The sequence below is a fragment of the Niallia circulans NBRC 13626 genome (assembly GCF_001591585.1).
Taxonomy (GTDB): domain Bacteria; phylum Bacillota; class Bacilli; order Bacillales; family Cytobacillaceae; genus Niallia; species Niallia circulans.
In genome coordinates this window covers 250,402-273,899 of the sequence record NZ_BCVE01000003.1, presented here as the reverse complement: position 1 = coordinate 273,899, position 23,498 = coordinate 250,402, and the positions used below count along the sequence as shown (strand labels likewise).

Sequence of the window (23,498 nt, the reverse complement as noted above, 5' to 3'; positions counted from 1 at the left end):
AAGGTTGGACAAAATTATTGATATCAAGCATTTGAATAAATCCTATGGGAAACATGAGGTATTAAGAGATATTGATTTTTCCGTTAATAAAGGTGAAGTGGTTTCGATCATTGGTTCCTCTGGTTCTGGTAAATCAACGCTTCTTCGGTGTATAAATCTATTAGAAAAGCCAAGTGGCGGGGAGATATTCTATCATGGCGAAAATATATTAGATGAAAAACATGATGTTGCGGTCTACCGAAAAAATTTAGGGATGGTATTTCAGCAATTTAACTTATTTAACAATCATAATGTACTGAACAATTGTATAGTAGGCCAAATAAAAGTTTTAAAACGCTCTAAAGAAGAGGCCGAAAAAGTAGCAATGCATTACTTAAATGTTGTGGGAATGGACAAGTATATTAATGCGAAGCCAAAACAATTATCAGGCGGTCAAAAGCAGCGTGTGGCAATCGCAAGAGCCTTATCCATGAATCCTGATGTGATGCTATTTGACGAACCTACATCAGCTCTTGATCCAGAAATGGTAGGAGAAGTACTGAAGGTCATGAAGGAGCTTGCACATTCTGGCTTAACGATGATAGTGGTAACACATGAAATGGAATTTGCAAAAGAAGTATCAAACAGAGTTATCTTCATGGACAAGGGCGTTATTGCGGAAGAAGGAAGTCCGGAACAAATCTTCCACCATCCTGTACAAGAACGTACGCAAGAATTCTTAAAGCGCACCATTGTACAGCCACAAGTCAGCCTATAGTACTTTCATGGAAAGACTTGTTATAGTGGTTCTCTTTTGTAAATTGTAAATCATCTGTTAAAAGAATCGAAAGAAAGCAGTATAATTTTCTAATTTCTTCTATGATGAGAAATAGTTTCCGGTGATTTAGAGAGAAAAATGGTGAAGCATGGCATCAGTAGTGACAAGGTTGATTAGATAACATAACTAGATAAAGAGAAGTCAATGGGCTTCTCTTTTTTTATGGCCATTTATAAATGGAATTATAGTTTCAATGTTATTTTTGTATAATAATTTAATGGTGTTTTTCATATTGGATGAGTCAATTTTATTTTTAAATAAATAGTTAATTATAAATAAGGTTTATAAAAAAATGGAATCTTTAATTATATCAATATACATCAATAAGTCCATTTACCTATATATATAATGGTATAATAGTTATAAATATACATTTTCTAACAAACAAGGAGAGACCTCATTATGCTCTTATTAGGAAAGAAAAAGGAAGAATTATATTTTTCCTCTTTAGGAACCATACAAGTTGATTTTAATTTGCCCAAAGAATTACAAACCCAAATTGAAATGATTGGATTAACAGAGCTAGATGTGAAGCGATTATTTGTTTTGCAGCCAATTATAGAAAGAGAAGCACAGCAACTAGTAGATTCATTTTATGAAACTATTGGGAAGGAACCTTCCTTAATTACAATTATTAATACCTATAGCAATGTTGAAAAACTTGGAAAAACATTATACCACCATATTAAAGAAATATTTTCTGGGAAGGTAAATGAATCTTACGTCATGCAGAGAAAAAGAATTGCCCATGTCCATGTCAAAATCGGATTAGGAACGAAGTGGTATGTTAATGCCTTTCAACAGCTGCTGAATACAATTATAGAAGTTTTCTACAAAGAAATAAAAAATAAAGCGGAATTATTTGAAGCTGTTAGTTCTCTCCAAAAAATCTTTAGTTTAGAACAACAATTGGTATTAGAATCCTATGAATTGAGGGAAGAGTCTCTTCGTAAAGTAAAAGAAGCAGAAAAAGAAAAAATACAGGAAACAATGAAAGAAACCGCTCATGAGTTATCAGCAATTTCGGAAGAAACAAGTGCCTCTTTAAAAGAGCTCATCAGCCAATTTGAAAAAATTCAAATACTCACTAAAGATGGAGGGCAAGCCATTCAAAAGGTAGAAGAATTATCTGAAGACGGAAAAGGGAGAATGAGCCAAGAAAAAGAGTCCGCCAGTTTAATAAGAAATCAGATTCTTGTTCTGCAAGATGAAATCAGGAAAATGAGTATGGTTAGCCAAAGGATTGATAGTATAGTAGACGTAGTAACTTCTATTGCTAATCAAATCAATCTTCTGGCATTAAATGCATCGATTGAATCCGCTCGTGCAGGAGAACAAGGCAAAGGATTTGCAGTTGTAGCAGGGGAAATTAGAAAATTATCGAGTTTAACTAAACAATCTACAGAAGAAATTGGTTCTTTAGTGAAGGATATTTCTCAACAAGTGAAACAAGTGCATATTTCAGTTACCGATTTTAATGAGGATATCGTAAAAAACCAAAAAATCACGGAAGAAACAATCGAGTTTTTTAATCAAATTGTCCATGCGGTTCAGCAATCAAAAGAAAAAACAGAAATAATATTTACCGAGATAAAAAACAGTGATTTAATTGTCAATCAACTTTATCAAGCAACAAATGAAATAACTCATTCAGCTGAAATGTTAGCTAACTAAACAAATAAATGAATTGAATTAGAGAATTATATCAAGAAATTAAAATAAATCATAGGAAAAGATAAACAAGAATTTAACTAGAAGATAACTGGTTGTATGTCGCTGCTTTTATGAGTGAATAAGAAAGGTATTATGTCATAAAGTGTTGAATATAAGGATAACATCTCTTTTATACGAAAGTAGATTTAGCCGATGGCTTTTCGTAGAGAAAAGGATACTATTTTAATTATGGAGGCACTGAATGAAACAACTCTATATGAAGCAAAAGATTTTTAGCCTTAATGAAAAATTTACAGTCAAGGATCAACAGGAAAAAGATGTTTATTATGTGGAAGGAAGCTTTTTTAAAATCCCTAAAACCTTTTCCATAAAGGATGCAAACAATAATGAAATTGCCCTAATTACCAAAAAGGTCTTTAGCTTTTTACCGAAGTTTTATATAGAAATCAATGGGGAAAATGTTTTAACGATTAACAAAGAGTTTTCTTTCTTTAAATCCCGCTATACCATTGATGCTGCTGGCATTGAAGTAAGTGGGAATTGGTGGGATATGGATTTTCGCGTTTTTCAGAATGGGGAAGAAGTCGGCAGGGTAAGCAAAGAGTGGTTTACCTGGGGTGATAGCTATAAAGTGCAAATACTGAAGGAAGAAATGGAAGCGATACTGATTGCTTTGGTTGTTGCAATTGATTGTGTAAAAGCAGACCAAGCTGCTACATCTTCTGCCTCTGTAGATTAATGAAAAGGGAAGCATAGGGGTGCTTCCTTCTTTTTGTTATAATAATATTTTTAAAGACAAATTAACCAGTGGAGGAATAAAATAATGAACACCTTGCCTAATTGTCCAAAATGCGAATCTGAATATACATATGAAGATGGAACTTTTTTAGTTTGTCCGGAATGTGCACATGAGTGGACATTCAATAGTAATATGGAGGCAAATGATGATAGCAAAGTTATCAAAGATGCAAATGGAAATGTTTTGAATGATGGAGATACCGTTACGGTTATCAAGGATCTTAAAGTAAAAGGGAGTTCATCAGTTTTAAAGCAAGGAACAAAGGTAAAAAGTATTCGCTTAGTAGACGGCGATCATGATATTGATTGTAAAATTGCGGGATTTGGAGCAATGAAATTAAAATCGGAATTTGTGAAGAAAGTATAGACTTTTAAGGCCAAGGCAGTCAAAAGACGGTTCTACTAGAGGGCAATTAATATTATTGTCCCCGGTAGAACCGTCTTTTTGCGCTTATTTCAAAAAAGATAAATTTAATATTGCCACTAAAAATAGATAGGATTATTGATAATAGAGATCTATTTTCATTCACAAAAAGACTTCTGTCATTGCTTCGACCTATCTCTTTATTCCAGTTCATATTTAGTTCATATTTATAATTTATTATCACTTCATAAGATGAAAGAGGGAGGATTTACTTTGAATCAAGTGACTAATAATAAAAAGATTATAGATAGTAGAGAATTGGCTGTGGAAGCGGAAGGGCTGGTAAAGGTATTTGGCGATAACCGTGCTGTTGATGGAGTGGATTTACAGGTTCGCACAGGTTCTATTTATGGGGTGCTGGGTCCTAATGGAGCAGGGAAAACAACTACGATTAGAATGCTCGCAACTTTGTTGAAGGCAGATGCAGGTTCTGCAAAGATTTTCGGCTACGATATAGGAAAGGAGCCACAGCAAGTTCGCCAATTAATTGGTGTAACAGGTCAGTATGCGTCTGTTGATGAATCCCTAAGCGCAACAGAGAATTTAATCATTTTTTCTCGGTTATTAGGTTTAGGGCGGACAGAATCAAAACGTAAAGCAATGGAATTATTAGAAGAGTTTGGCTTAACAGAAGCAGCAAAACGTCCATTGAAAAATTTTTCAGGAGGAATGCGGAGACGACTGGATTTAGCTGCAAGCCTTATTGCACAGCCGCCACTTATTTTTTTAGACGAACCAACTACTGGACTTGATCCACGAACGCGTAATCAAATGTGGGAGACAATCAGGAAATTAGTAAAAGGGGGATCAACAGTACTACTGACAACACAGTACTTGCAAGAGGCAGATGAACTTGCAGATCGAGTTGCGGTCATCGATCATGGAAAAGTGGTCGCAGAAGGTACAGTGAATGAGTTGAAGGGATCTATCGGGACTTCCTCCTTACACTTAAGTATCCAAAACGAACAAAATATGCAGGAAGCTCGCCTGATTGTGGAACGTGTGCTTAACGTTCAATCAGCTGTATCAGCAGAAGGTGGAAAAATTACAGCGCCAATGGCTGATGCGGATAAAGTAACCGATTTGCTTATGACATTAAAGACAGCGGGCATTCCATTGGCTGAATTAAGTGTGCAAAAGCCAACATTAGATGAAGTATTTCTAGCTATTACTGGTTCTAATGCAAATGTAGATAAATCTAGTAAAGGGGAGGGATTAGTATGAGCAGTACTACATTAAAACCAACCAGAGAACAAAAAATTTACAGAAACTCCACTTTTCGTCAAGCAGTGCGAAATTCATTAACAATGGCTTATAGAGGTTTGCTTAAGATAAAGCGTACACCTGAACAATTATCAGATGTTACCTTACAGCCGATTCTTTTTACTCTTATGTTTACGTATATTTTTGGCGGAGCTATTTCTGGCAATGTGCAAAACTATTTACCGGTTATTATTCCGGGAATTCTCGTTCAAACTGTTATTACAACATCAGTGGTAACAGGTGTCCAGCTCAGGGAGGACATGGATAAAGGGGTGTTTGACCGCTTTAAGTCTTTGCCGATTGCCAGAATTGCTCCTTTAGCAGGAGCATTGCTTGCTGATACTATTCGCTATACCATTGCCACAACTCTTACGTTTACGATGGGATATATTATGGGTTATCGACCAGATGGTGGTATAGGCTTTGTGATCTTGGCAGGAATTCTTGTTATTGTTTGTTCTTGGGCGATTAGCTGGATCTTTGCTTTCTTGGGTGTTATTTCACGAACTGCTTCGAGTGTACAAGGAATTTCTATGATTGTCTTGTTTCCATTAACATTTCTGTCCAATGCCTTTGTTCCAGCTGATACTATGCCTAATTTCCTTCAGTGGTTTGTAAAAATTAATCCTATCTCTCACTTAGTTACAGCAGTTAGGGATTTAACAAACGCGGGAACAATTGGCTTGGATTTCACTATCTCTCTTGTTGGAGCAGCAGTAATAGTAGCTATTTTTGCACCGATTACAGTAAGGGCTTATATGAGACGCGCATAAGTTTTTGAAGGATTAAATGGTAGAATAAAGAGAATAATCTATGAAGTAGAACGGCTATGAAATTAGCGGTTCTCCTTATTTTTTTTAAAGGAATGATAATATGGCGAAAATACTAGTCGTAGATGATGATCCACATATTAGAGAATTAATCCGTGTCATTTTAATAAAGGAAGGCTTCTCTATTATGGAGGCAGAAGATGGAGAAGCCGCGATGTCTATACTCGAGCAAGCAAAAATAGATTTAATTATTCTTGATATTATGATGCCGAATATGGATGGCTGGACACTTTGCCGTGAAGTACGAACCTATTACCCAGAGACAATGCCAATCTTGATGTTGACAGCAAAAGGAGAAACAACACAAAAAGTGAGAGGGTTTGAACTAGGAGCGGACGATTACTTAGTAAAGCCTTTTGCTCCTGCTGAGTTAGTTGCTAGGGTGAAGGTACTTCTCAAGCGCTACCAAATTAATGTTTCCAATCAGATTGAGATAGGAAATGTCGTGATTAATCGAGACACCTATAAAATTTCTATTGGAGTTGATGAAATTACATTACCTTTAAAGGAATTTGAATTATTATTTAAGCTTGCAACCCATCAAAAGAAAACTTTTTCGCGAGAACAATTAATTGAAGATATATGGGGCTATGATTATGAGGGGGATGAGCGCACCGTTGATGTTCATATAAAACGTCTGAGGCAGCGATTTGCCCAAGAGGACTGTCCCTTTAAAATAACGACAGTTCGCGGTCTTGGTTATCGATTGGAGGTTAATTAGTGAAGTTCTCACAATGGATGAAAAGAATAGCAGGCATTCTTGCAATTATTATTTTTCTAATGGTATGCTGGTCCTTCTCCTATTGGTTAACAGCATGGTTTTATGAAGCAATCCAAGTATCTCCAAGCGAATTCATCAGACAATTAATTAATTCAATTGCCGGATTCTTTCTCTTTGGATGCATAATAGCAGTTATCTCAAAAATTCCGTGGATTAGATCCAAACAGGATAAACACTTATACCCAATCATTCAAGCAATCAAAATGATAGCAGAAGGAAATTTTAATATTGACCTTTCCTATTATAAAAATCAGTTTAGAGAAGGTGACAATGATCATCCTTATTATCAAATAGTAACAAATATTAGTCATATGGCAGAAAAATTAGGAGAAATGGAGGAAATGCGTCAGGAATTTATCTCCAATGTGTCTCATGAAATTCAGTCTCCCTTAACCTCTATTAGTGGGTTTGCTCATGCTTTGAAAAATGATGATTTGAGTCCAAAAGAACGCAATCACTATTTAGACATCATTGAAATGGAAAGCATCCGCTTGTCCAAATTAAGTGAAAACCTATTAAAACTTACCTCTTTAGAATCAGAGCATTTACCTTTGGAGCAAAAAGAGTACCGATTAGATCGACAGCTTCGTCGAATTATTCTTGCCAATGAACCACAATGGACAGAAAAAGAAATAGATATGGATATCTCTCTTGCGAACATAACAATTATGGCAGATGAAGAAATGCTTGATCAAGTGTGGATTAACTTACTTCATAATAGTATAAAATTCACGCCAAAAGGAGGTACTATAACAGTCGAGGCATTTAAATCGGAGAATAAGGTTATTACTGTTAAAATAAGAGATACAGGAATTGGCATGGAACAGGATTCGCTCATGCATATATTTGAACGCTTTTATAAAGCAGATAAATCAAGAAATCGAAATATAGGAGGAAACGGCCTCGGTCTTTCTATTGTCAAAAAAATCATAGACTTGCATAAAGGCGAAATCCAAGTCAAAAGCCAAATAGGAAAAGGAACAGAGATAATAGTAAAAATAGGAAAGCAGAGGGACGGCTCTACGGAGATCAATTAGCCCGACCTCAGTAGAAACCGTCCCTCATTTTTAAACAAGGAGCGATTAGAATGGTCAATAAGGTTTTCTTAAATGATTTTGCATTAACGGTTTCAAATTTTAAAGAGGAAAAGGTGAAAAGTAAAAAATCAGAGAAGCTGTTAACGGTAGTAAGCTTTGAGTTTAAAGTAAGAGGTGGGGAAGAATACCACGTAGTTACGAAGTTTTTATATGAGAATATATTCGATGTCAGCATTCCTGATAAGTCATTGGAATTTAGAGGGGAAATTAATCAGTATTCCACCTCCTATACCAATTTCTCTGATGAAGACAGTACTAGTGATTTCTCTTTAAAATTAATGGAAGTGGAATAAATTTAGAAGGGGTTTGGCAAAACAGATCACCGTTAAGTGGATAGAGCGATCTGTTTTTTTGCTTCTATAAACGGAAAGGGCGGTTATCTATATGAAATTAAGTATTTTAGATCAAGCACCTGTATTATCTGGGAAGAGCGCGCAGGAGGCACTTAAAGAATCGATGAAGCTTGCTCAATCTGGTGAAAAATTGGGATACACAAGATATTGGATTGCAGAACACCATGATTTCCCTGGTCTTGCTAGTTCTGCCCCAGAAGTGATGCTTGGGTATATCGGAGCCAATACAGAAAAGATAAGAATTGGGGCAGGAGCCATACTATTGCCACACTATAAACCATATAAAGTAGCAGAAACATTTAATATGCTTGCAACGTTATTTCCCAATCGGATTGATCTAGGAATAGGACGGGCACCTGGTGGATCGGCCGAAGCCTCGATAGCTCTTTCTGGGAACTTTTTAGAAAATGTCCGAAATATGCCTAACTCAATTAAAGATCTTCTCCATTTTTTATATAATAATTATCCAACAGATCAGATGTTTTCAAAAATAACAGCACATCCTCTTCCAGATATACCTCCTGTTCCATGGATCCTTGGAACCAGTGAAAAAAGTGCTATTCAAGCAGCAAGTTATGGGACTGCCTATGCATTTGGCCATTTTATGAGTGACAAAGATGGAATCAAGATTGTCAATACATACAGGAATGCATTTCGACAGAGCAGCGGTCTCCAAAAACCACAAGCTATCATAACTGTATCGGTTATCTGCGCTGAAACCTCCGAACTAGCAGAAGAGCTTGCTTTAAGCTGGTTCCTATCAAAAATCCAAACGGATAAAGGTGAAAAAAATAACCGCATTCCTACTATGGAAGAAGCAAGAAATTATTCGTTTACAAGCGATGAGAAAGAAAGAATACAAGAAATGCGCAAAAAGATGATGATTGGAAACCCAAAAGAAGTGAAACAACAATTGGCTGAGCTGCAAGCTGTCTACAGTGCTGATGAAATCATGATTGTAACCATTACTAATAGCTATGAGAGTCGAAGAAAGTCATATGAGCTAATTGCCAAGGAAGTTTGGTGAAAAAGTTTTTTAGATGAAAAGGAAAGGAGGTATTTAAGTGAAGTTAAGTGTACTTGATCAATCTGTAATAAGTAAGAATGGGAATGCAAGCATGACTCTCGCAAATACCATTAAATTGGCAAAACGAACAGAGGAGCTTGGCTACACTCGTTTTTGGGTTGCGGAGCATCATAACTCAAATGGCATCGCTGGTACCTCCCCAGAGATACTTATTTCCAGTATTGCCGCTCAGACAAACAGAATTCGTGTGGGATCAGGCGGTGTTTTACTGCCCCAATATAGTCCTTTTAAAATTGCAGAAGACTTTAAAGTGTTAGAAGCACTTTATCCGAATCGAATGGACTTAGGAATGGGTCGTTCTCCAGGGGGGTCTACCCCAACCCGCTTGGCCCTTACGGATGGGGTTAGAAAAAGCTTAAATGAATTTCCTCGCCAAGTAACAGCACTTCAAGAATTTCTCATAGGTTCTTCGCCTAATCACGAGGTTCAAGCTTATCCTTCTGTTGAAACGCAGCCGGAAATGTGGATGCTCGGTGTCTCACAGCGAGGAGCTAGATTAGCCGCTGAAAAGGGAACTGCTTTTACTTATGGCCACTTTATAAACCCCATTAGCGGAAGTATTGCCATGCAGCATTATAGAGAGAACTTCCAGCCGTCTAGTTTTCTTGCAAATCCGCAGGCAAATGTATGTGTATTTGTTGTTTGTGCACCTTCCCAAGAAGAAGCCGAAGAAATGGCATTAAGTCAAGATCTATGGCTGTTAGCAATCGAAAAAGGGCAAGATACTTTCCTTCTTTCAAAGGAAGAGGCGGAAAGTATAAGGCTTTCGGAAGAAGACAAAGCAATCATAAGAAAAAATCGCAAACGGGCCATCATTGGAACCCCGGGAAAAGTAAAAGAAGAACTGCTCCAATTAAGTAAAGTCTACCAAACCGATGAAATGATGATTATTACGAACATTTATGATTTTGAAGAAAAAATGCAATCCTATACACTGCTGGCAGAAGCAGTTCTTTGAAATTTTCATGTAAACACTTGATAAAATTAGCTATAATAATGAAAAAAGGGGGTGCTTACAGTTGGAGAATCATATACGATTGTCTGATACTACTTCCACTCATGCAAAGCCTATTATTGGAAAGGCGATACTTTGCATGGGGCGAAACAACTAATTTTATCGCTGACTAATATTTTGGCTTTGCACCTTATTTTAGACAAAAATAAAAATAAGGGAGCGGGCAAATTTGAAGTATACAAACGCAATGAATGTTTTACCTGAAAAGCTTATTTTGGAAATTCAAAAATATGTCCAGGGCGAGACTCTATATATTCCAAAACAAGAAAATGCTCATAAGAAGTGGGGAACTTCAAGTGGGGGAAGATTAATGCTGGATCGCAGAAATAATGCGATAAAAGCAGCTTTTGCAAATGGAAGCACCGTTCAAGCATTGGCGAAGGAATATCATCTCTCCACAGAAACAATTAAAAAAATCGTCTATTCACATAAAAATAAAGAATAGCACTGGTGAGTTTTCATCAGTGTTTTTTTATGTAAAAATTGTTTCTTAGTCATCTTTTCCATTTTAGAAATAGAGTGTCTTTACTAAAATAGGAAGAGAGGATAATCCATTAATAGGAGAGAATGATATGACAGAAGCATTTATAAAAAATGAACAATTAAATTTTATCAAAAAGCAAATTTCCAACATTAAAGAAAGTATGAATAAAAGTTTACCTAAAACAGTGTTAGCTGCAGTAATGGAGTTAGCTGAGGCAAAAATTTTCGAGCTTTTTCCCCAAGCAACAAGTGATCAGCAAGAGTTATTGGATATTTCCAAATGGAAAACAAAGGATGAATATGAACAATATATAGAGCGACTTGCTAAGTATGTATTGCCGTTTCCAAAAATTACAGAACAGCAGCTAAAAAAATTATTCCCAAAGCAAAAGAAATTAAGATTACCTGATTTCGCAACAATAGACCTTCATCAATTAACCTATTTAAGCTGGACAGATGGAAAGTCTAATAGAAAATTTGTCATTTATGAATTAGATGGGAAATTAGTAGGGGTGGAAGGGAAGATGACGCCGACTAATAAAAAAAATATTTGTTCCTTCTGCAATAGCTTTGGAGAGGTTGCCTATTTTTCAACGATTACCAAAGACAAGAAACCTAAAAATGCAGATTATTACAAGGCTATCGGAAACCTGATTTGTACAGATAGCAGCGAATGCAATAAGAACATGGACAATACCGCTTATTTGCAAGAATTTTTACTGACCGCAGAGGGTCGATTTTACTGAGAACGTCCTCGGTGGAATCATCCCTCTGCTACCCTGTTGATAAGCTGTGCTAAGGTTATTAATCCTTTTTCTAATTCTTCTAATGAGGCATAGGAGTAGGATATTCGCAGATGCCGGTCATCTGCTTTATCGTATACGATGCCTGGATTGATAAGAATTCCTTCTTTAAGAGAAATCTCAAATAGCTTGCGTGAAGAAATCATTGGTTTTAATTTCAGCCAGATGTAGAATCCGCCATTAGGTACTGTCCATTCAGCAATATCTGAGAAATTTTTCTTTAATAGATTATTTGTAAAATCTCTTCGTAGTCTTAGCTCTGCTCTTACTTCTGTTAAGAAATCCTCGTACCATCCGTTTTGCAGCCATCTTTCTACAGCAAATTGAGATAAACTGCTAGAACCATAGTCTGTCTGCATCTTAATATCGGCTAAATGCCCGATAACTGGTTCAGGTCCTACAATCCAACCAATTCGGAGCCCTGGGCTTAATGTTTTGGACATACTTCCGATATAGAGAACGTTTCCTTGTGTATCAAGTGCTTTTAAGGGCTTGGGCGGAGGAGTGTCTAACCATAAATCTCCGTATACATCATCCTCAATGATAGGTATTGCTTCTGTTTGACTAATTGCTATTAACTCCTTTCGTCTCCTTTCAGACATGACAATGCCAGTTGGATTATGAAAGTTAGGAATTGTATACAGCAGCCCGGCTTGATGCTGTCTTTTTAGCCGTCCAATGGTATGACAGGTAATTCCTTCTTCATCGAGCGGCAGGCCTAATAAGTGCATTCCTGCTGATTGGAAGACATGGATGGAACTTAAATAGGATGGTGTTTCATGAAAGATGGCTGCTCCTCGCTTTAATAGACCAATTGATAGTAATTGAAGTGCTTGGAGCCCGCCTGAAACAATTAAGATCGATTCAGAGGTAGCGACTATTCCCCTCTCTTTTAAATAAGAACTAACCGCTTGTCGCAAAGCTAAACTTCCTTTAGGCTCGGTATATCCAAGTGAAAAGCTTAGATTATCCTTAAGGTGAAAGATTTCTTCCATCCGTGCTTTAGGTAATAGCTTTGGAGAAAGCTCGCCAGTACCAAGTCTAATAATATTCGGATTTGCTTCAGCTTTATTAATTTTTTGGATAATAGAGATGTTCGGTCGATGAATGCTCGATTTAACATAACTAGTCCAATCAGGAGGTGGAGTGGAGGCAAGTAAACTCCATGTATTATTTATTACCTTTGTTCCACTTCCTACTTTTGTTTCAATTAACCCATCAGCAGCTAATTCTTCAAGTGCTGTAACAATGGTGCTCCGGTTGACTTCGAATTGTTTTGCCAAACTTCTTTGGGAAGGGAGTTTCATACCAATCGTCCATTCTCCATGAATTATTTTCTTTTTCAGATAGGTAGTAATTTGTTGGTGTAAGGAAACGGTTGAATCCTTTTGTGGCTTCCATTCCATTTCTGCCATTAATTGTATACTCCCTTTGCTTTTTCTTTTATTTTAACAAAATGGTTGGGGTTGTAACCATCCAATTGGATGGAGACAGATAGCCTATTCTTCGTTATGCTCAATAAAGCAAGGGGGAATAAGGATGGAACCAATATTACATGGAATTTTATTAGCATTTGGGTTAATACTACCATTAGGCGTTCAAAATATATTTATATTTAATCAAGGAGCAACGCATAAAAAATTTAGTTATGTGTTACCGGCCATAATTACGGCTAGTATTTGTGATAGTTTACTTATTTATTTAGCAGTTGCAGGTGTTTCAGTAGTAGTTTTTACCTTTGAATGGGTGAAAACAGTGCTTTTTACTGTTGGCTTCTTTTTCTTAGCGTATATGGGATGGTCTATGTGGAAAACAGCAGCCATGGTGGGGAGCAAGCAAGAACAGCTACTCTTTTCTCCACGCCGCCAAATAGCATTTGCTGCGTCTGTTTCTCTATTAAATCCACATGCTATTCTCGACACAATCGGCGTGATTGGCACAAGCTCCTTAGCCTATACTGGAGAGGAGAAAATCTTGTTTACTGCTGCTTGTATAAGTGTATCTTGGATTTGGTTTTGTTTATTGGCAATAGCAGGGAGAAAGATTGGACAAATCACCGGGCGCGGAAAGCTGATTAAACGCATTAACCAAGTATCAGCAGTTATTATTTGGGCGATGGCACTTTATTTAGGTCTAAATCTAATAATCTTAAAATGACATCCCGCTTTGGGCATTCAGAATGACATCTCCTTTATATTTCGCTATAATGAGAGGGCTGTAAGTGCCCTTCAAATGAAAAAGGGGGTTATGTAATGATTCAATTGCGTAATGTTAGTAAACGTTTTGCGGATGATGAAGTCATTAAGTCTATTTCTTTAGCGATACATAAAGGAGAAATTTTCGGAATTATTGGAGCGAGTGGTGCTGGTAAATCCACGTTGCTGCGGTTAATGAATTTATTAGAAGTTCCGGAAGCAGGAGAAGTGCTAGTGGACGGCCGAGAGCTGACCAGTATTAACTATAAAGAACTTCGACAAGCCCGTCAATCAATTGGGATGATATTTCAACATTTCAATCTTGCTGCAAATAAGACCGTTTATGATAATGTGCTAGTGTCTTTAGAATTGGCTAACTATTCAAGAAAGGACAGACGAAATCGAGTAATAGAGTGTCTCCGATTTGTTGGATTGGATAGCTTTATGGATAAATATCCTGCACAATTAAGCGGAGGTCAGAAGCAGCGTGTAGCGATAGCACGCGCAATTGCGAATAATCCGCAAGTATTATTATGTGATGAACCAACCTCTTCCCTTGATCCAAAAACGACAGGGGAAATCTTGCATGTTCTAGAGGACGTTAATAAGCGTCTAGGTGTAACGATTGTAATCGTCAGTCATGAGATGGAGGTAATCAAAAGCATCTGTAACCGTGTGACAGTTTTGGAAGATGGAGAAATTTATGATACCGTTGCAATCCAGCCAAAAGGAATTCAACAAATAAATAACACCTCCAAAAGGTTAGTAGAACAGCTGAAAAAGGATGGTGAAGTAGACCATGCCTGAGATATTAATTCAATATAGATTGGAAATTTGGCAATCTATTGGGGAGACTTTTATAATGGTAGGCATGTCTATCCTAGCAGCGATTATCATCGGACTGCCAGTCGGAACATTGCTTTTCTTAAGTAGAAAAGGAAAGATGCTCGAAAATCGAATAATTTTTTCTACACTGAACTTAATAGTAAATATTATTCGTTCTTTTCCATTTTTATTATTAGTAGTCTTTCTTATTCCATTTACGAGAATCATCATTGGAACGGCTATGGGTACAGCAGCTGCAACGGTCCCATTATCGATTATTGCCATCGCTCATTATGCTCGTTTAGTGGAGCAATCATTACTAGAAGTGCCAAAAGGCGTAATAGAAGCAGCCATTTCGATGGGAGCATCTGTCAGGGAAGTTATCTTCAAATTTCTTTACGTAGAAGCTCGTTCTGGACTTGTGCTAGGACTAACAACTTCGATTATCAGCTTTATTTCTTATTCAACCATTATGGGAGTTGTTGGCGGCGGCGGTATTGGAGATTTTGCGATTCGTTATGGATATCAACAATTTAAAACAGATTTAATGATTTATATGATTATTATTATGGTCATATTAGTACAGGCTATTCAGTTTACTGGTACAGCAATAGCAAAAGTAATTGATAAAAGATAAATGAGGAGATAAGAAAATGAAAAAAATATTATTTTTAATGATAATAGGCCTATTTCTGTTAGCAGCTTGCGGAAAAGAAAAGGCAGAAACAGATAAAAAGCAAACGAATACCAAGGAAAAAGAAGAAGTAACGCTAAAAGTAGCGTCTTTAATACCACCAATGACGGAAATCCTTGAGTTAGTAAAACCAACATTAGCAGAGGAAGGTATTAACCTTGATGTTAAAGTATTAAGTGATAATGTACAGCCGAATACGGCACTTGCGGCAGGGGAAGTGGATGCAAACTTCTTCCAGCATGTCCCCTACATGGAAGAGTTTAACCGAAGTAATAACGCTGAATTAGTGCCAGTAAAAGCTATTTATTTTGCAAATTATGGTGTTTATTCAAAACAATATGATTCTATGGATGATGTGCCAGAAGGTGCTGTAATCGCAATTGCTAATGATGTATCCAATGTAGACCGTTCTTTGGCATTATTGGCTCAACATGATGTCATTAAGCTAAAAGAGAAAACGGGTCCTTATTACACCAAAGCGGATATTATCGAAAATCCGAAAAACTATAAGTTTGAAGAAGTTGATTTATTAATGCTTGCAAGAATGTATGATGATGCCGATCTAGTCGTGATGACACCAGCTTATGCTTCCCCACTTGGCTTAACACCAAAAAGTGATGCCTTGTTAGTAGAAGGGGTAGAAAATGATTTTGCGATTACATTAGTTGCTCGTAAAGATAATGCAGATTGGGAACCTATTCAAAAGCTAGCGGAAGCAATGACTAGTCCAGAGGTTCGTAAATTTTTAGAGAAAAAATATGACGAAACAGCCATTCCTGCATTTTAAATAAGAGGTTGTCTAAAGACAGTCATATTTCACTGATAAATAGCATATCAATGCCTTATCCTAACTATTTATAAGGATAGGGCTTTCTTTTTGGGGAAATTCTGGCTTTAAAAAAATGAATAATTAGCGTATAATTATAGGTAACTATTTAAAATTTTTTGAAAATAAGTTGGGCTGTAACAAGGTGATGCTTGATCCAGAAAAGATGATAGCTTAAATAATTCCTTGGTTACTTTAATGCATCAAAAAGGGAACGCTTACATTCTTTCTGAAAATAAAAGTATAAGGAAGGTTAAAATGAGCAGACGAGAGACGAAAACAGACGTTATTTTAATTGGTGCCGGGATTATGAGTGCAACTCTAGGAACGCTTTTAAAAGAATTAGACCCAGATTTGAAAATTACAGTGTTTGAAAAATTGGCTAGTGCAGGTGAAGAAAGCTCGAATGAATGGAATAATGCGGGAACAGGCCATGCGGCACTATGCGAATTGAACTACACAGTAGAAAAACCAGATGGCTCTGTAGACATAAGTAAAGCGGTAGAAATTAACGAACAGTTTCAAGTTTCCTTGCAATTTTGGTCTCATCTTGTAAATAATCAAGTATTACATAATCCACAAGATTTTATTAGACCATTGCCACATATGAGTTTAGTGCTAGGGGGAAAAAATGTAGCATTTTTACAAAAACGTTTTGAGGCAATGGTAAGTAATCCGCTATTTAAAGGAATGGAATTTTCAAAGGATCCTGAAAAACTAAAAGAATGGATACCTCTCATTATGCAAGATCGCGAATTAAAAGAGCCGATAGCCGCGACAAAGATTGATTCTGGAACAGATGTGAATTTTGGTGCCTTAACACGCTTGCTGTTTGCTGATTTATTGAAAAAGGGGGTAGAAATTAACTACAAGCACAGTGTAAATGATTTAAAACGAACGAAAGATGGTTTATGGGAAGCAAAGGTACAAAATTTAAATAGTGGCACAATGGAAACACATGCTGCTAAATTCGTCTTTATTGGTGGCGGCGGCGGCAGTTTACATTTACTGCAGAAATCTGGTATTCCTGAAGGTAAACATATGGGTGGGTTCCCAGTCAGTGGTATATTTTTAGTCTGCAAAAATCAAGAAATAATCGAAAAACATCATGCAAAGGTGTATGGTAAAGCAAAGGTCGGAGCACCACCCATGTCTGTTCCCCATTTAGATACACGATTCATCGATAATCAGAAATCATTGCTTTTTGGCCCTTTTGCTGGTTTTTCACCTAAGTTTTTGAAGACAGGCTCCATGTTTGATTTAATTACATCTGTTAAGCCAGATAATTTGTTAACGATGCTGGCAGCTGGTGCAAAAAATATGTCCTTAACAAGTTATTTAATCCAGCAGCTTATGCTTTCAAAAGAAAAGCGAATAGAAGAATTACGTGAATTTATCCCGAATGCCAAAGCGGAGGATTGGGATCTTGTGGTAGCTGGGCAGCGTGTCCAAGTAATAAAGGATACAGAAGCTGGCGGAAAAGGGACACTTCAATTTGGAACAGAGGTTGTAAGTGCGGCAGATGGCTCTATAGCAGCATTGCTTGGTGCCTCACCTGGTGCCTCTACTGCTGTTCACGTTATGCTGAAAGTAATCCAGAAATGTTTTACAGAAAAAATGCCAGAATGGCAGCCGAAATTAAAGGAAATGATCCCATCGTATGGATTATCCCTAAAAGAAAACCCCCAGCTATTGCATGACGTTCATACATTAACAGCAGAAACATTGCGATTGTCTGAAAAAAGCCCTATTCATCACTAATCGAAATTAGATTGTTAATACATTCAACTTATGAGAGAAAAAATTTTTTTCGAACAAGTAATACAAAATCAGATACATTTATTTAAAAAAACTTTCATCATGGGATGGAAGTTTTTCTTTTGGAGGAACCGATAGAAGCTTCGCTATTCCTATGTTTTTTCTATATGTATAGAAAAATGATTTAAATTTTGCGAAATGATTGACAAGCGCTTTCAAAAAATGGTTAACTTTGTTTATACAACAAACAAACTAACTTTCGGCTTACAAATTATTAGCTGGGTAAGTTTGAAAGTTGGAGGGAATTTTGAAAAATTGCAAATTAGAAAAATACTAGTCTATTTAAATCATTATGCATAAGGAGGATTTTTTAAATGAAAATTATCAACCCTGTACTGAAAGGATTTAATCCAGACCCAAGCATTTGCAGAGTCGGTGAAGACTACTATATCGCAGTATCTACCTTTGAGTGGTTTCCAGGAGTACAAATACATCATTCAAAGGATTTGGTGAATTGGGAATTAGTTGCACACCCATTACAAAGAGTTTCTCAACTAGATATGAAAGGAAATCCTAACTCTGGTGGTGTTTGGGCTCCTTGCTTAAGCTATAGCGACGGGAAGTTTTGGCTTATTTATACTGATGTAAAAGTAGTGGATGGCGCTTGGAAAGATTGTCACAATTATTTGGTTACTTCCGAAACGGTAGATGGGGATTGGGGAGAGCCGATTAAATTAAATAGCTCTGGTTTCGATGCTTCCTTGTTTCATGACGCGGATGGCAAGAAATATTTATTAAATATGCTGTGGGATCAGCGTATTGGCCGTCATCCTTTCGGCGGAATTGTTATGCAGGAATACTCTACAAAGCAGAAAAGGCTAATTAATAAGCCACAAATAATTTTTAAAGGCACGGATATTAAATTAACAGAAGCGCCGCATCTTTATCATATTGGTGAATACTATTATTTATTAACAGCAGAAGGCGGAACGAAATATGAGCATGCTGCAACAATTGCACGCTCCAAAAATATAGAAGGACCTTATGAGGTTCATCCGGATAACCCACTTTTAACTTCCTGGCATGATCCTAGAAATCCATTGCAAAAATGTGGGCATGCTTCTATTGTTCACACCCATACGGATGAATGGTATTTAGCTCATTTAACTGGCCGTCCTATTCATCCAGATGATGATTCTATAATCCAACAAAGGGGATATTGTCCTTTAGGAAGGGAAACAGCGATTCAAAAGCTGGAATGGAGAGATGGCTGGCCATATGTAGTTGGCGGAAAAGAAGGGAGCTTGGAAGTAGAAGCTCCAAAGATTCCAGAAACAAAATTTCCTCCAACTTATCCAGTTGTCGATGAATTTGAGGAAGATAAGCTCAATATCAATTTCCAAACATTGCGCATTCCTTTTACAGAGAAATTAGGTTCTTTATCAGAAAGACCTCATCATTTACGCTTATTTGGCCAAGAATCATTAACATCAACCTTTACACAATCTTTTGTTGCTAGACGTTGGCAAAGCCTTCAATTTGAAGCGGAAACAGCCGTAGCTTTTACGCCAGAGAATATACAGCAGGCTGCAGGTTTAGTAAATTACTATAACACTGAAAACTGGACAGCATTGCAAGTGACATATGATGAAAATCTTGGACGCATCCTTGATTTAACGGTTAATGACAACTTTTCTTTCTCTCAACCATTGAAGGAGAAAATAATTGTTCCAACCGAAATAGAATATATTTACTTAAGAGTCACAGTCGAAAATGAATACTACTACTACTCTTACTCATTTGATAAAGTAGAGTGGAATACACTAGATATAGTATTTGAATCAAAAAAACTATCTGATGACTATATTCGCGGTGGCGGTTTCTTTACTGGAGCATTTGTAGGAATGCAATGTCAAGATACAAGTGGTCAAAATATACCAGCAGACTTTAAATATTTCCGCTATCAAGAAAATGAATAATGGTAAAACCCAGGAAATTAGCTCCTGGGTTTTTATTTTTTTCCTTTTCTAGCACATAATATTCTCTTATATATGCGGAAGTAAAATGAAAGTGCTAACATTTCATTTCCCCCTTTAGACGGAAAAACAATATGTTAAGTTGTAAGAGTTTTCATTGTAAGATAAAAGCGTAGTAATCATCATAAATAATTTACTTAAAATAAATTACTCGGAGGTCATTAAAATGAAAAGAATATTATTAGCTTGTTCTTCAGGAATGTCTACTAGTCTATTAGTTTCTAAAATGAAAGACGCTGCAAAGGAAAAAGGCATTGAAGCAGAAATTTGGGCTGTTGCTCAAGATAAAGCACAGACAGATATGGAACGTGCAGATGTCCTTTTAATTGGTCCGCAAATGCGCTTTTTAAAAAAGAAACTAGCTACTCAAGCAGAATCAGTTGGAATTCCATTAGATGTTATTGATCCAGTTGCTTATGGACGAATTGATGGATTGGCTGTTTTAAACAAAGCGTTAGAATTAATCGAGAATAACAAGTAATCGTTTATTTCCAAATGAAAGCATTTACTAAAAGAAGGAAGAGAGGAAAAACCTTATGAATAAATTTATGGAGGTTTTGGAAAATATTCTATTGCCAATTGCTGAGAAATTGAACAACAATCGTTATTTAGCAGCATTACGTGATGGATTTATGGTTGCCTTGCCGCTAATCATTTTTGGATCAATTTTTGTTGTAATTGCAAACTTTCCTTTCCTAGATAAGATGATAAGCGAAGATGCTTATGCAGCTTATCAAAATGCATTAGGTCCAGCATCCGCAGCAACGCTAAGTATTATGGGACTCTTTGTCATAATGGGAATTGGATATAAGCTGACACAGCATTATGGTCTTGAAGCAATTTATGGAGCTGTTGTAGGGGTTGCATCATTCCTTATTTTAAACCCACAAGAATTAGGGGAAGTAACTGGGGTTATCCCAACAGTTATTCTTGGCGCACAAGGTATGTTCTTGGGGATTTTCACAGCATTTATTTCCGCAGAGCTATATCGCTTCTTTGTGAAGAAAAATTGGACGATTAAAATGCCGCCAGGTGTACCGGACTCTGTATCTAGATCCTTTAGTGCATTGATTCCCATTACACTAACATTAACATTCTTTTTAATCATTCGTATTCTTTTCAGCTTTACACCATTTGAAACAGTACAAAACTTTATTTATACAATTATTCAAGAGCCATTAACTGCTCTAGGTAGTAGTCTTCCAGCAACAATCGTAGTGGTATTATTAATTCAATTATTCTGGTTCTTCGGTTTACACGGACAAATTATTATGAACTCTGTCCTTGACCCAATCTGGTATGCATTGAATGACCAAAACTTTACTGCTTTCCAAGCAGGAACAGAGCTTCCAAACGTTATCACAAAACAATTTATGGATACGTTCCTAGTAGGTATGGGTGGTACTGGGATGACATTGGGGGTTGTTATTCTTATCTTCTTAATCGGTAAGAGTAGACAAACAAAAGAACTTGGAAAACTAGGTGGACCAGCTGGAATTTTCAACGTAAATGAACCAATTATCTTTGGTTTACCAATCATTATGAACCCATTAGTTCTTATTCCGTGGTTATTAGCGCCAGTAGTAGTAACAATCATTACGTATTTGACAATGTCAGCAGGTATCGTTCCGAAACCAGCAGGTATCATTGTTCCGTGGACAACACCGATTGGTATTAGTGGATTCTTAGCAACTGGTAATGATTGGAGAGGGGCAGCACTGCAAATCTTTAACTTACTTGTTGTGATGGTGATTTGGTGGCCATTCCTAAAAGTTCTAGACAAAAATTATTATGAAACAGAGAAAAAAGGATAAGCAGTCAGCAAGATAGAAATAAGTTTTACATTAAGAGGAAGGGGATTTACCTTAGTTAACCTTAAGTGTAAACCCCCTTTAGTTTTAGAAATGGAGTGACAGGGATGGAAACAGATAACAAAATGACAGAAATAGCTTTTCAAATAATTCTTTTTGCTGGAAATGGACGTTCATGTGCAATGGAAGCAATACAAGAAGCAAAAGAAGGAAACTTTGAAGAAGCGGATCGATTACTAGAAGAATCAAGTTCCGAACTTGGTAAAGCGCATGGTTTTCAAACGAGACTACTCCAAGAGGAAGCGAGCGGAAATGGTGCGGGCGTGAATGTGATTTTAGTTCATTCTCAAGATCATTTGATGACAGCTATTACTGTTCGTGATTTAGCTACTGAAATAATTGAGATTTATCGTAATAAATAATTTTGGAGGTTTCTTAAAATGACTGTTCAATACAAATTTCCTAAAGGTTTTTGGTGGGGAAGTGCCACATCTGCAACACAGATAGAGGGAGCAGCGAATGAAGCAGGAAAAGGAAAAAACATTTGGGACCATTGGTATGAGGCAGAACCAAATCGCTTTTTTAACAATGTAGGGCCAGAAACTACTTCTAATTTCTACTATCAATATAAAGAGGATATTCAATTGATGAAGGAAATTGGGCATAATTCTTTCCGCTTATCTATTTCTTGGTCTAGATTAATTCCAAACGGACGGGGAGAAGTGAACCCAGAAGCTGTAACTTTTTACAATAATGTAATTAATGAGCTACTAGCTAATGGAATCGAACCATTCGTTACCCTGTATCATTTTGATATGCCACTAGAGATGCAGAAAATCGGTGGCTGGGAAAATCGTGAAGTTGTAGATGCTTACCAAGCCTATGCTTTGCAATCCTTCCAGCTATTCGGTGATCGTGTGAAAAAATGGTTTACGTTCAATGAACCGATTGTTCCGGTAGAAGGTGGATATTTATATGATTTTCATTATCCGAATATCGTAGATTTTAAGAAGGCTGCACAAGTAGCCTATCATACAGTTTTAGCACATGCGAAAGCTGTTCAAGCTTTTCGAGGATGGAATCAAGACAAAGATACAAAAATAGGGATTGTTTTAAATTTAACACCATCCTACCCAAGAAGCCGGAATCCATATGATTTAAAAGCTGCGAATATTTGTGATTTATTCTTTAATAGAAGTTTCTTAGATCCTGCTGTTCTTGGTGAATATCCAGAGGAATTAGTAGAAATATTACGTGAACATGGACAACTACCGAATAGTGAGCAAGGAGATTTAGAACTAATTAAAGAAAATACAGTTGATATTCTTGGTGTCAACTATTATCAGCCCCGCCGAGTAAAGGCAAAAGAGCATTTACCAAATCCTTATAGCCCTTTTATGCCAGAATGGTTCTTTGATCCCTATGAGATGCCAGGCAGAAAAATGAACCCTTATCGCGGCTGGGAAATTTACGAAAAAGGTATTTACGATATCATGGTGAATTTAAAGGAAAACTATGGGAATGTGGAATCCTTTATTTCCGAAAATGGCATGGGAGTACAAGATGAAGAGCGTTTCTTGAAAGATGGTCAAATTCAAGATGATTATCGTATTGAATTTATTGAAGGACATTTACAATGGCTGCATAAGTCTATTGAAGAAGGCTGTAATGTTAAAGGATATCATCTATGGACATTCATGGATAACTGGTCATGGTCCAATGCTTATAAAAATCGCTACGGTTTCATTTCAGTAGATCTAAAAACACAGACAAGAACACCAAAGAAAAGTGCTTACTGGTTTAAAAATGTAGCAGCCAATAATGGATTTTAGGAACAACCGTGAATGTTTCTGATATAATCTTTCTAGATATCAAGATAGGTTCTGATCAAGAGTTAAGATCAGAACCTTTTTGAGTAAAAATGTATA

At 36.7% G+C, this 23,498-nt stretch carries 24 protein-coding genes; 23 read left to right on the top strand and 1 reads right to left on the bottom strand.

The window, feature by feature from the left end:
- The first annotated feature begins 4 nt into the window (after positions 1-4).
- The 13 genes from BCI01S_RS05565 (at position 5) to BCI01S_RS05505 (ending at position 11,368) form a co-directional block, all read left to right on the top strand.
- On the top strand, positions 5-757 hold the full coding sequence (locus BCI01S_RS05565; RefSeq protein WP_047940973.1) for an amino acid ABC transporter ATP-binding protein: 753 nt from the start codon (positions 5-7) through the stop codon (positions 755-757).
- 462 nt (positions 758-1,219) lie between these two features.
- The gene (locus BCI01S_RS05560; protein ID WP_053215592.1) at positions 1,220-2,491 is read left to right on the top strand and encodes a globin-coupled sensor protein; all 1,272 of its coding nucleotides are present in this window, start codon (positions 1,220-1,222) and stop codon (positions 2,489-2,491) included.
- Between the two features lie 241 nt (positions 2,492-2,732).
- The gene (locus BCI01S_RS05555) at positions 2,733-3,230 is read left to right on the top strand and encodes an LURP-one-related/scramblase family protein (RefSeq protein WP_047940972.1); all 498 of its coding nucleotides are present in this window, start codon (positions 2,733-2,735) and stop codon (positions 3,228-3,230) included.
- Between the two features lie 84 nt (positions 3,231-3,314).
- Positions 3,315-3,656 carry a zinc ribbon domain-containing protein YjdM gene (locus BCI01S_RS05550; RefSeq protein WP_061797133.1) on the top strand — a complete coding sequence of 114 codons (342 nt, stop codon included), beginning with the start codon at positions 3,315-3,317 and terminating at the stop codon, positions 3,654-3,656.
- A gap of 270 nt (positions 3,657-3,926) precedes the next feature.
- Positions 3,927-4,937, top strand: coding sequence for an ATP-binding cassette domain-containing protein (locus tag BCI01S_RS05545; RefSeq protein ID WP_156485389.1), 1,011 nt, complete (start codon positions 3,927-3,929; stop codon positions 4,935-4,937).
- Positions 4,934-5,749 (top strand): ABC transporter permease, encoded by an 816-nt coding sequence (locus BCI01S_RS05540; protein ID WP_061797131.1) that lies wholly within the window; start codon positions 4,934-4,936, stop codon positions 5,747-5,749. The genes BCI01S_RS05545 and BCI01S_RS05540 overlap by 4 nt, the downstream gene beginning before the upstream one ends.
- A gap of 100 nt (positions 5,750-5,849) precedes the next feature.
- A complete protein-coding gene (locus BCI01S_RS05535; protein ID WP_061797129.1) occupies positions 5,850-6,527 on the top strand; it encodes a response regulator transcription factor in 678 nt (225 codons plus the stop codon).
- Positions 6,527-7,624 (top strand): sensor histidine kinase, encoded by a 1,098-nt coding sequence (locus BCI01S_RS05530; RefSeq protein ID WP_082810003.1) that lies wholly within the window; start codon positions 6,527-6,529, stop codon positions 7,622-7,624. Before BCI01S_RS05535 ends, BCI01S_RS05530 begins: the two co-directional genes overlap by 1 nt.
- A gap of 50 nt (positions 7,625-7,674) precedes the next feature.
- On the top strand, positions 7,675-7,977 hold the full coding sequence (locus BCI01S_RS05525) for a DUF3219 family protein (RefSeq protein ID WP_047940968.1): 303 nt from the start codon (positions 7,675-7,677) through the stop codon (positions 7,975-7,977).
- A gap of 91 nt (positions 7,978-8,068) precedes the next feature.
- Entirely contained in the window at positions 8,069-9,064 is a 996-nt protein-coding gene (locus tag BCI01S_RS05520; protein WP_061797127.1) for an LLM class flavin-dependent oxidoreductase, read from the top strand.
- Positions 9,065-9,101: 37 nt separating this feature from the next.
- The gene (locus BCI01S_RS05515) at positions 9,102-10,082 is read left to right on the top strand and encodes an LLM class flavin-dependent oxidoreductase (RefSeq protein ID WP_061797126.1); all 981 of its coding nucleotides are present in this window, start codon (positions 9,102-9,104) and stop codon (positions 10,080-10,082) included.
- A 226-nt stretch (positions 10,083-10,308) separates the two neighbouring features.
- Positions 10,309-10,584, top strand: a complete 276-nt coding sequence (locus tag BCI01S_RS05510; RefSeq protein WP_061797124.1) for a CD3324 family protein — start codon at positions 10,309-10,311, stop codon at positions 10,582-10,584.
- Positions 10,585-10,711: 127 nt separating this feature from the next.
- Positions 10,712-11,368: a FusB/FusC family EF-G-binding protein gene (locus BCI01S_RS05505; protein WP_047940964.1), complete on the top strand. Its 657-nt coding sequence runs from the start codon at positions 10,712-10,714 to the stop codon at positions 11,366-11,368.
- A 17-nt stretch (positions 11,369-11,385) separates the two neighbouring features.
- Here the strand turns inward: BCI01S_RS05505 and BCI01S_RS05500 are convergent, their stop codons facing one another.
- Entirely contained in the window at positions 11,386-12,840 is a 1,455-nt protein-coding gene (locus BCI01S_RS05500) for an aminotransferase-like domain-containing protein (RefSeq protein ID WP_061797122.1), read from the bottom strand.
- Between the two features lie 124 nt (positions 12,841-12,964).
- Between BCI01S_RS05500 and BCI01S_RS05495 the strand changes: the two genes are divergently transcribed.
- From BCI01S_RS05495 to gmuD, 10 genes are all read left to right on the top strand, one after another.
- On the top strand, positions 12,965-13,582 hold the full coding sequence (locus tag BCI01S_RS05495) for a LysE/ArgO family amino acid transporter (RefSeq protein ID WP_061797121.1): 618 nt from the start codon (positions 12,965-12,967) through the stop codon (positions 13,580-13,582).
- A 95-nt stretch (positions 13,583-13,677) separates the two neighbouring features.
- Positions 13,678-14,427, top strand: coding sequence for a methionine ABC transporter ATP-binding protein (locus BCI01S_RS05490; protein WP_047940961.1), 750 nt, complete (start codon positions 13,678-13,680; stop codon positions 14,425-14,427).
- Positions 14,420-15,082, top strand: a complete 663-nt coding sequence (locus BCI01S_RS05485) for a methionine ABC transporter permease (protein WP_047940960.1) — start codon at positions 14,420-14,422, stop codon at positions 15,080-15,082. Before BCI01S_RS05490 ends, BCI01S_RS05485 begins: the two co-directional genes overlap by 8 nt.
- Positions 15,083-15,098: 16 nt before the next feature.
- Positions 15,099-15,926 carry a MetQ/NlpA family ABC transporter substrate-binding protein gene (locus tag BCI01S_RS05480; protein ID WP_061797119.1) on the top strand — a complete coding sequence of 276 codons (828 nt, stop codon included), beginning with the start codon at positions 15,099-15,101 and terminating at the stop codon, positions 15,924-15,926.
- A gap of 237 nt (positions 15,927-16,163) precedes the next feature.
- Positions 16,164-17,726 (top strand): malate:quinone oxidoreductase, encoded by a 1,563-nt coding sequence (locus BCI01S_RS05475; protein ID WP_082138246.1) that lies wholly within the window; start codon positions 16,164-16,166, stop codon positions 17,724-17,726.
- Positions 17,727-18,097: 371 nt separating this feature from the next.
- Positions 18,098-19,702 (top strand): xylan 1,4-beta-xylosidase, encoded by a 1,605-nt coding sequence (xynB, locus tag BCI01S_RS05470; RefSeq protein ID WP_061797117.1) that lies wholly within the window; start codon positions 18,098-18,100, stop codon positions 19,700-19,702.
- Positions 19,703-19,925: 223 nt separating this feature from the next.
- Entirely contained in the window at positions 19,926-20,240 is a 315-nt protein-coding gene (locus BCI01S_RS05465; RefSeq protein ID WP_061797114.1) for a PTS sugar transporter subunit IIB, read from the top strand.
- A 55-nt stretch (positions 20,241-20,295) separates the two neighbouring features.
- Entirely contained in the window at positions 20,296-21,573 is a 1,278-nt protein-coding gene (celB, locus tag BCI01S_RS05460; RefSeq protein WP_047940956.1) for a PTS cellobiose transporter subunit IIC, read from the top strand.
- A gap of 104 nt (positions 21,574-21,677) precedes the next feature.
- Positions 21,678-21,992: a PTS sugar transporter subunit IIA gene (locus tag BCI01S_RS05455; protein WP_047940955.1), complete on the top strand. Its 315-nt coding sequence runs from the start codon at positions 21,678-21,680 to the stop codon at positions 21,990-21,992.
- Positions 21,993-22,010: 18 nt separating this feature from the next.
- Entirely contained in the window at positions 22,011-23,402 is a 1,392-nt protein-coding gene (gene gmuD, locus BCI01S_RS05450; protein ID WP_061797109.1) for a glycoside hydrolase family 1 protein, read from the top strand.
- The last annotated feature ends 96 nt before the right edge of the window (positions 23,403-23,498 follow it).

Excerpts from the sequence above, each read along its gene's own strand:
- BCI01S_RS05560 (WP_053215592.1), top strand. The coding sequence starts at position 1,220 with ATGCTCTTATTAGGAAAGAAAAAGGAAGAATTATATTTTTCCTCTTTA.
- BCI01S_RS05555 (WP_047940972.1), top strand. The coding sequence starts at position 2,733 with ATGAAACAACTCTATATGAAGCAAAAGATTTTTAGCCTTAATGAAAAA.
- BCI01S_RS05550 (WP_061797133.1), top strand. The coding sequence starts at position 3,315 with ATGAACACCTTGCCTAATTGTCCAAAATGCGAATCTGAATATACATAT.
- BCI01S_RS05540 (WP_061797131.1), top strand. The coding sequence starts at position 4,934 with ATGAGCAGTACTACATTAAAACCAACCAGAGAACAAAAAATTTACAGA.
- BCI01S_RS05535 (WP_061797129.1), top strand. The coding sequence starts at position 5,850 with ATGGCGAAAATACTAGTCGTAGATGATGATCCACATATTAGAGAATTA.
- BCI01S_RS05525 (WP_047940968.1), top strand. The coding sequence starts at position 7,675 with ATGGTCAATAAGGTTTTCTTAAATGATTTTGCATTAACGGTTTCAAAT.
- BCI01S_RS05520 (WP_061797127.1), top strand. The coding sequence starts at position 8,069 with ATGAAATTAAGTATTTTAGATCAAGCACCTGTATTATCTGGGAAGAGC.
- BCI01S_RS05505 (WP_047940964.1), top strand. The coding sequence starts at position 10,712 with ATGACAGAAGCATTTATAAAAAATGAACAATTAAATTTTATCAAAAAG.
- BCI01S_RS05500 (WP_061797122.1), bottom strand. The coding sequence starts at position 12,840 with ATGGCAGAAATGGAATGGAAGCCACAAAAGGATTCAACCGTTTCCTTA.
- BCI01S_RS05495 (WP_061797121.1), top strand. The coding sequence starts at position 12,965 with ATGGAACCAATATTACATGGAATTTTATTAGCATTTGGGTTAATACTA.
- BCI01S_RS05490 (WP_047940961.1), top strand. The coding sequence starts at position 13,678 with ATGATTCAATTGCGTAATGTTAGTAAACGTTTTGCGGATGATGAAGTC.
- BCI01S_RS05485 (WP_047940960.1), top strand. The coding sequence starts at position 14,420 with ATGCCTGAGATATTAATTCAATATAGATTGGAAATTTGGCAATCTATT.
- BCI01S_RS05480 (WP_061797119.1), top strand. The coding sequence starts at position 15,099 with ATGAAAAAAATATTATTTTTAATGATAATAGGCCTATTTCTGTTAGCA.
- BCI01S_RS05475 (WP_082138246.1), top strand. The coding sequence starts at position 16,164 with ATGCATCAAAAAGGGAACGCTTACATTCTTTCTGAAAATAAAAGTATA.
- xynB (WP_061797117.1), top strand. The coding sequence starts at position 18,098 with ATGAAAATTATCAACCCTGTACTGAAAGGATTTAATCCAGACCCAAGC.
- BCI01S_RS05465 (WP_061797114.1), top strand. The coding sequence starts at position 19,926 with ATGAAAAGAATATTATTAGCTTGTTCTTCAGGAATGTCTACTAGTCTA.
- celB (WP_047940956.1), top strand. The coding sequence starts at position 20,296 with ATGAATAAATTTATGGAGGTTTTGGAAAATATTCTATTGCCAATTGCT.
- BCI01S_RS05455 (WP_047940955.1), top strand. The coding sequence starts at position 21,678 with ATGGAAACAGATAACAAAATGACAGAAATAGCTTTTCAAATAATTCTT.
- gmuD (WP_061797109.1), top strand. The coding sequence starts at position 22,011 with ATGACTGTTCAATACAAATTTCCTAAAGGTTTTTGGTGGGGAAGTGCC.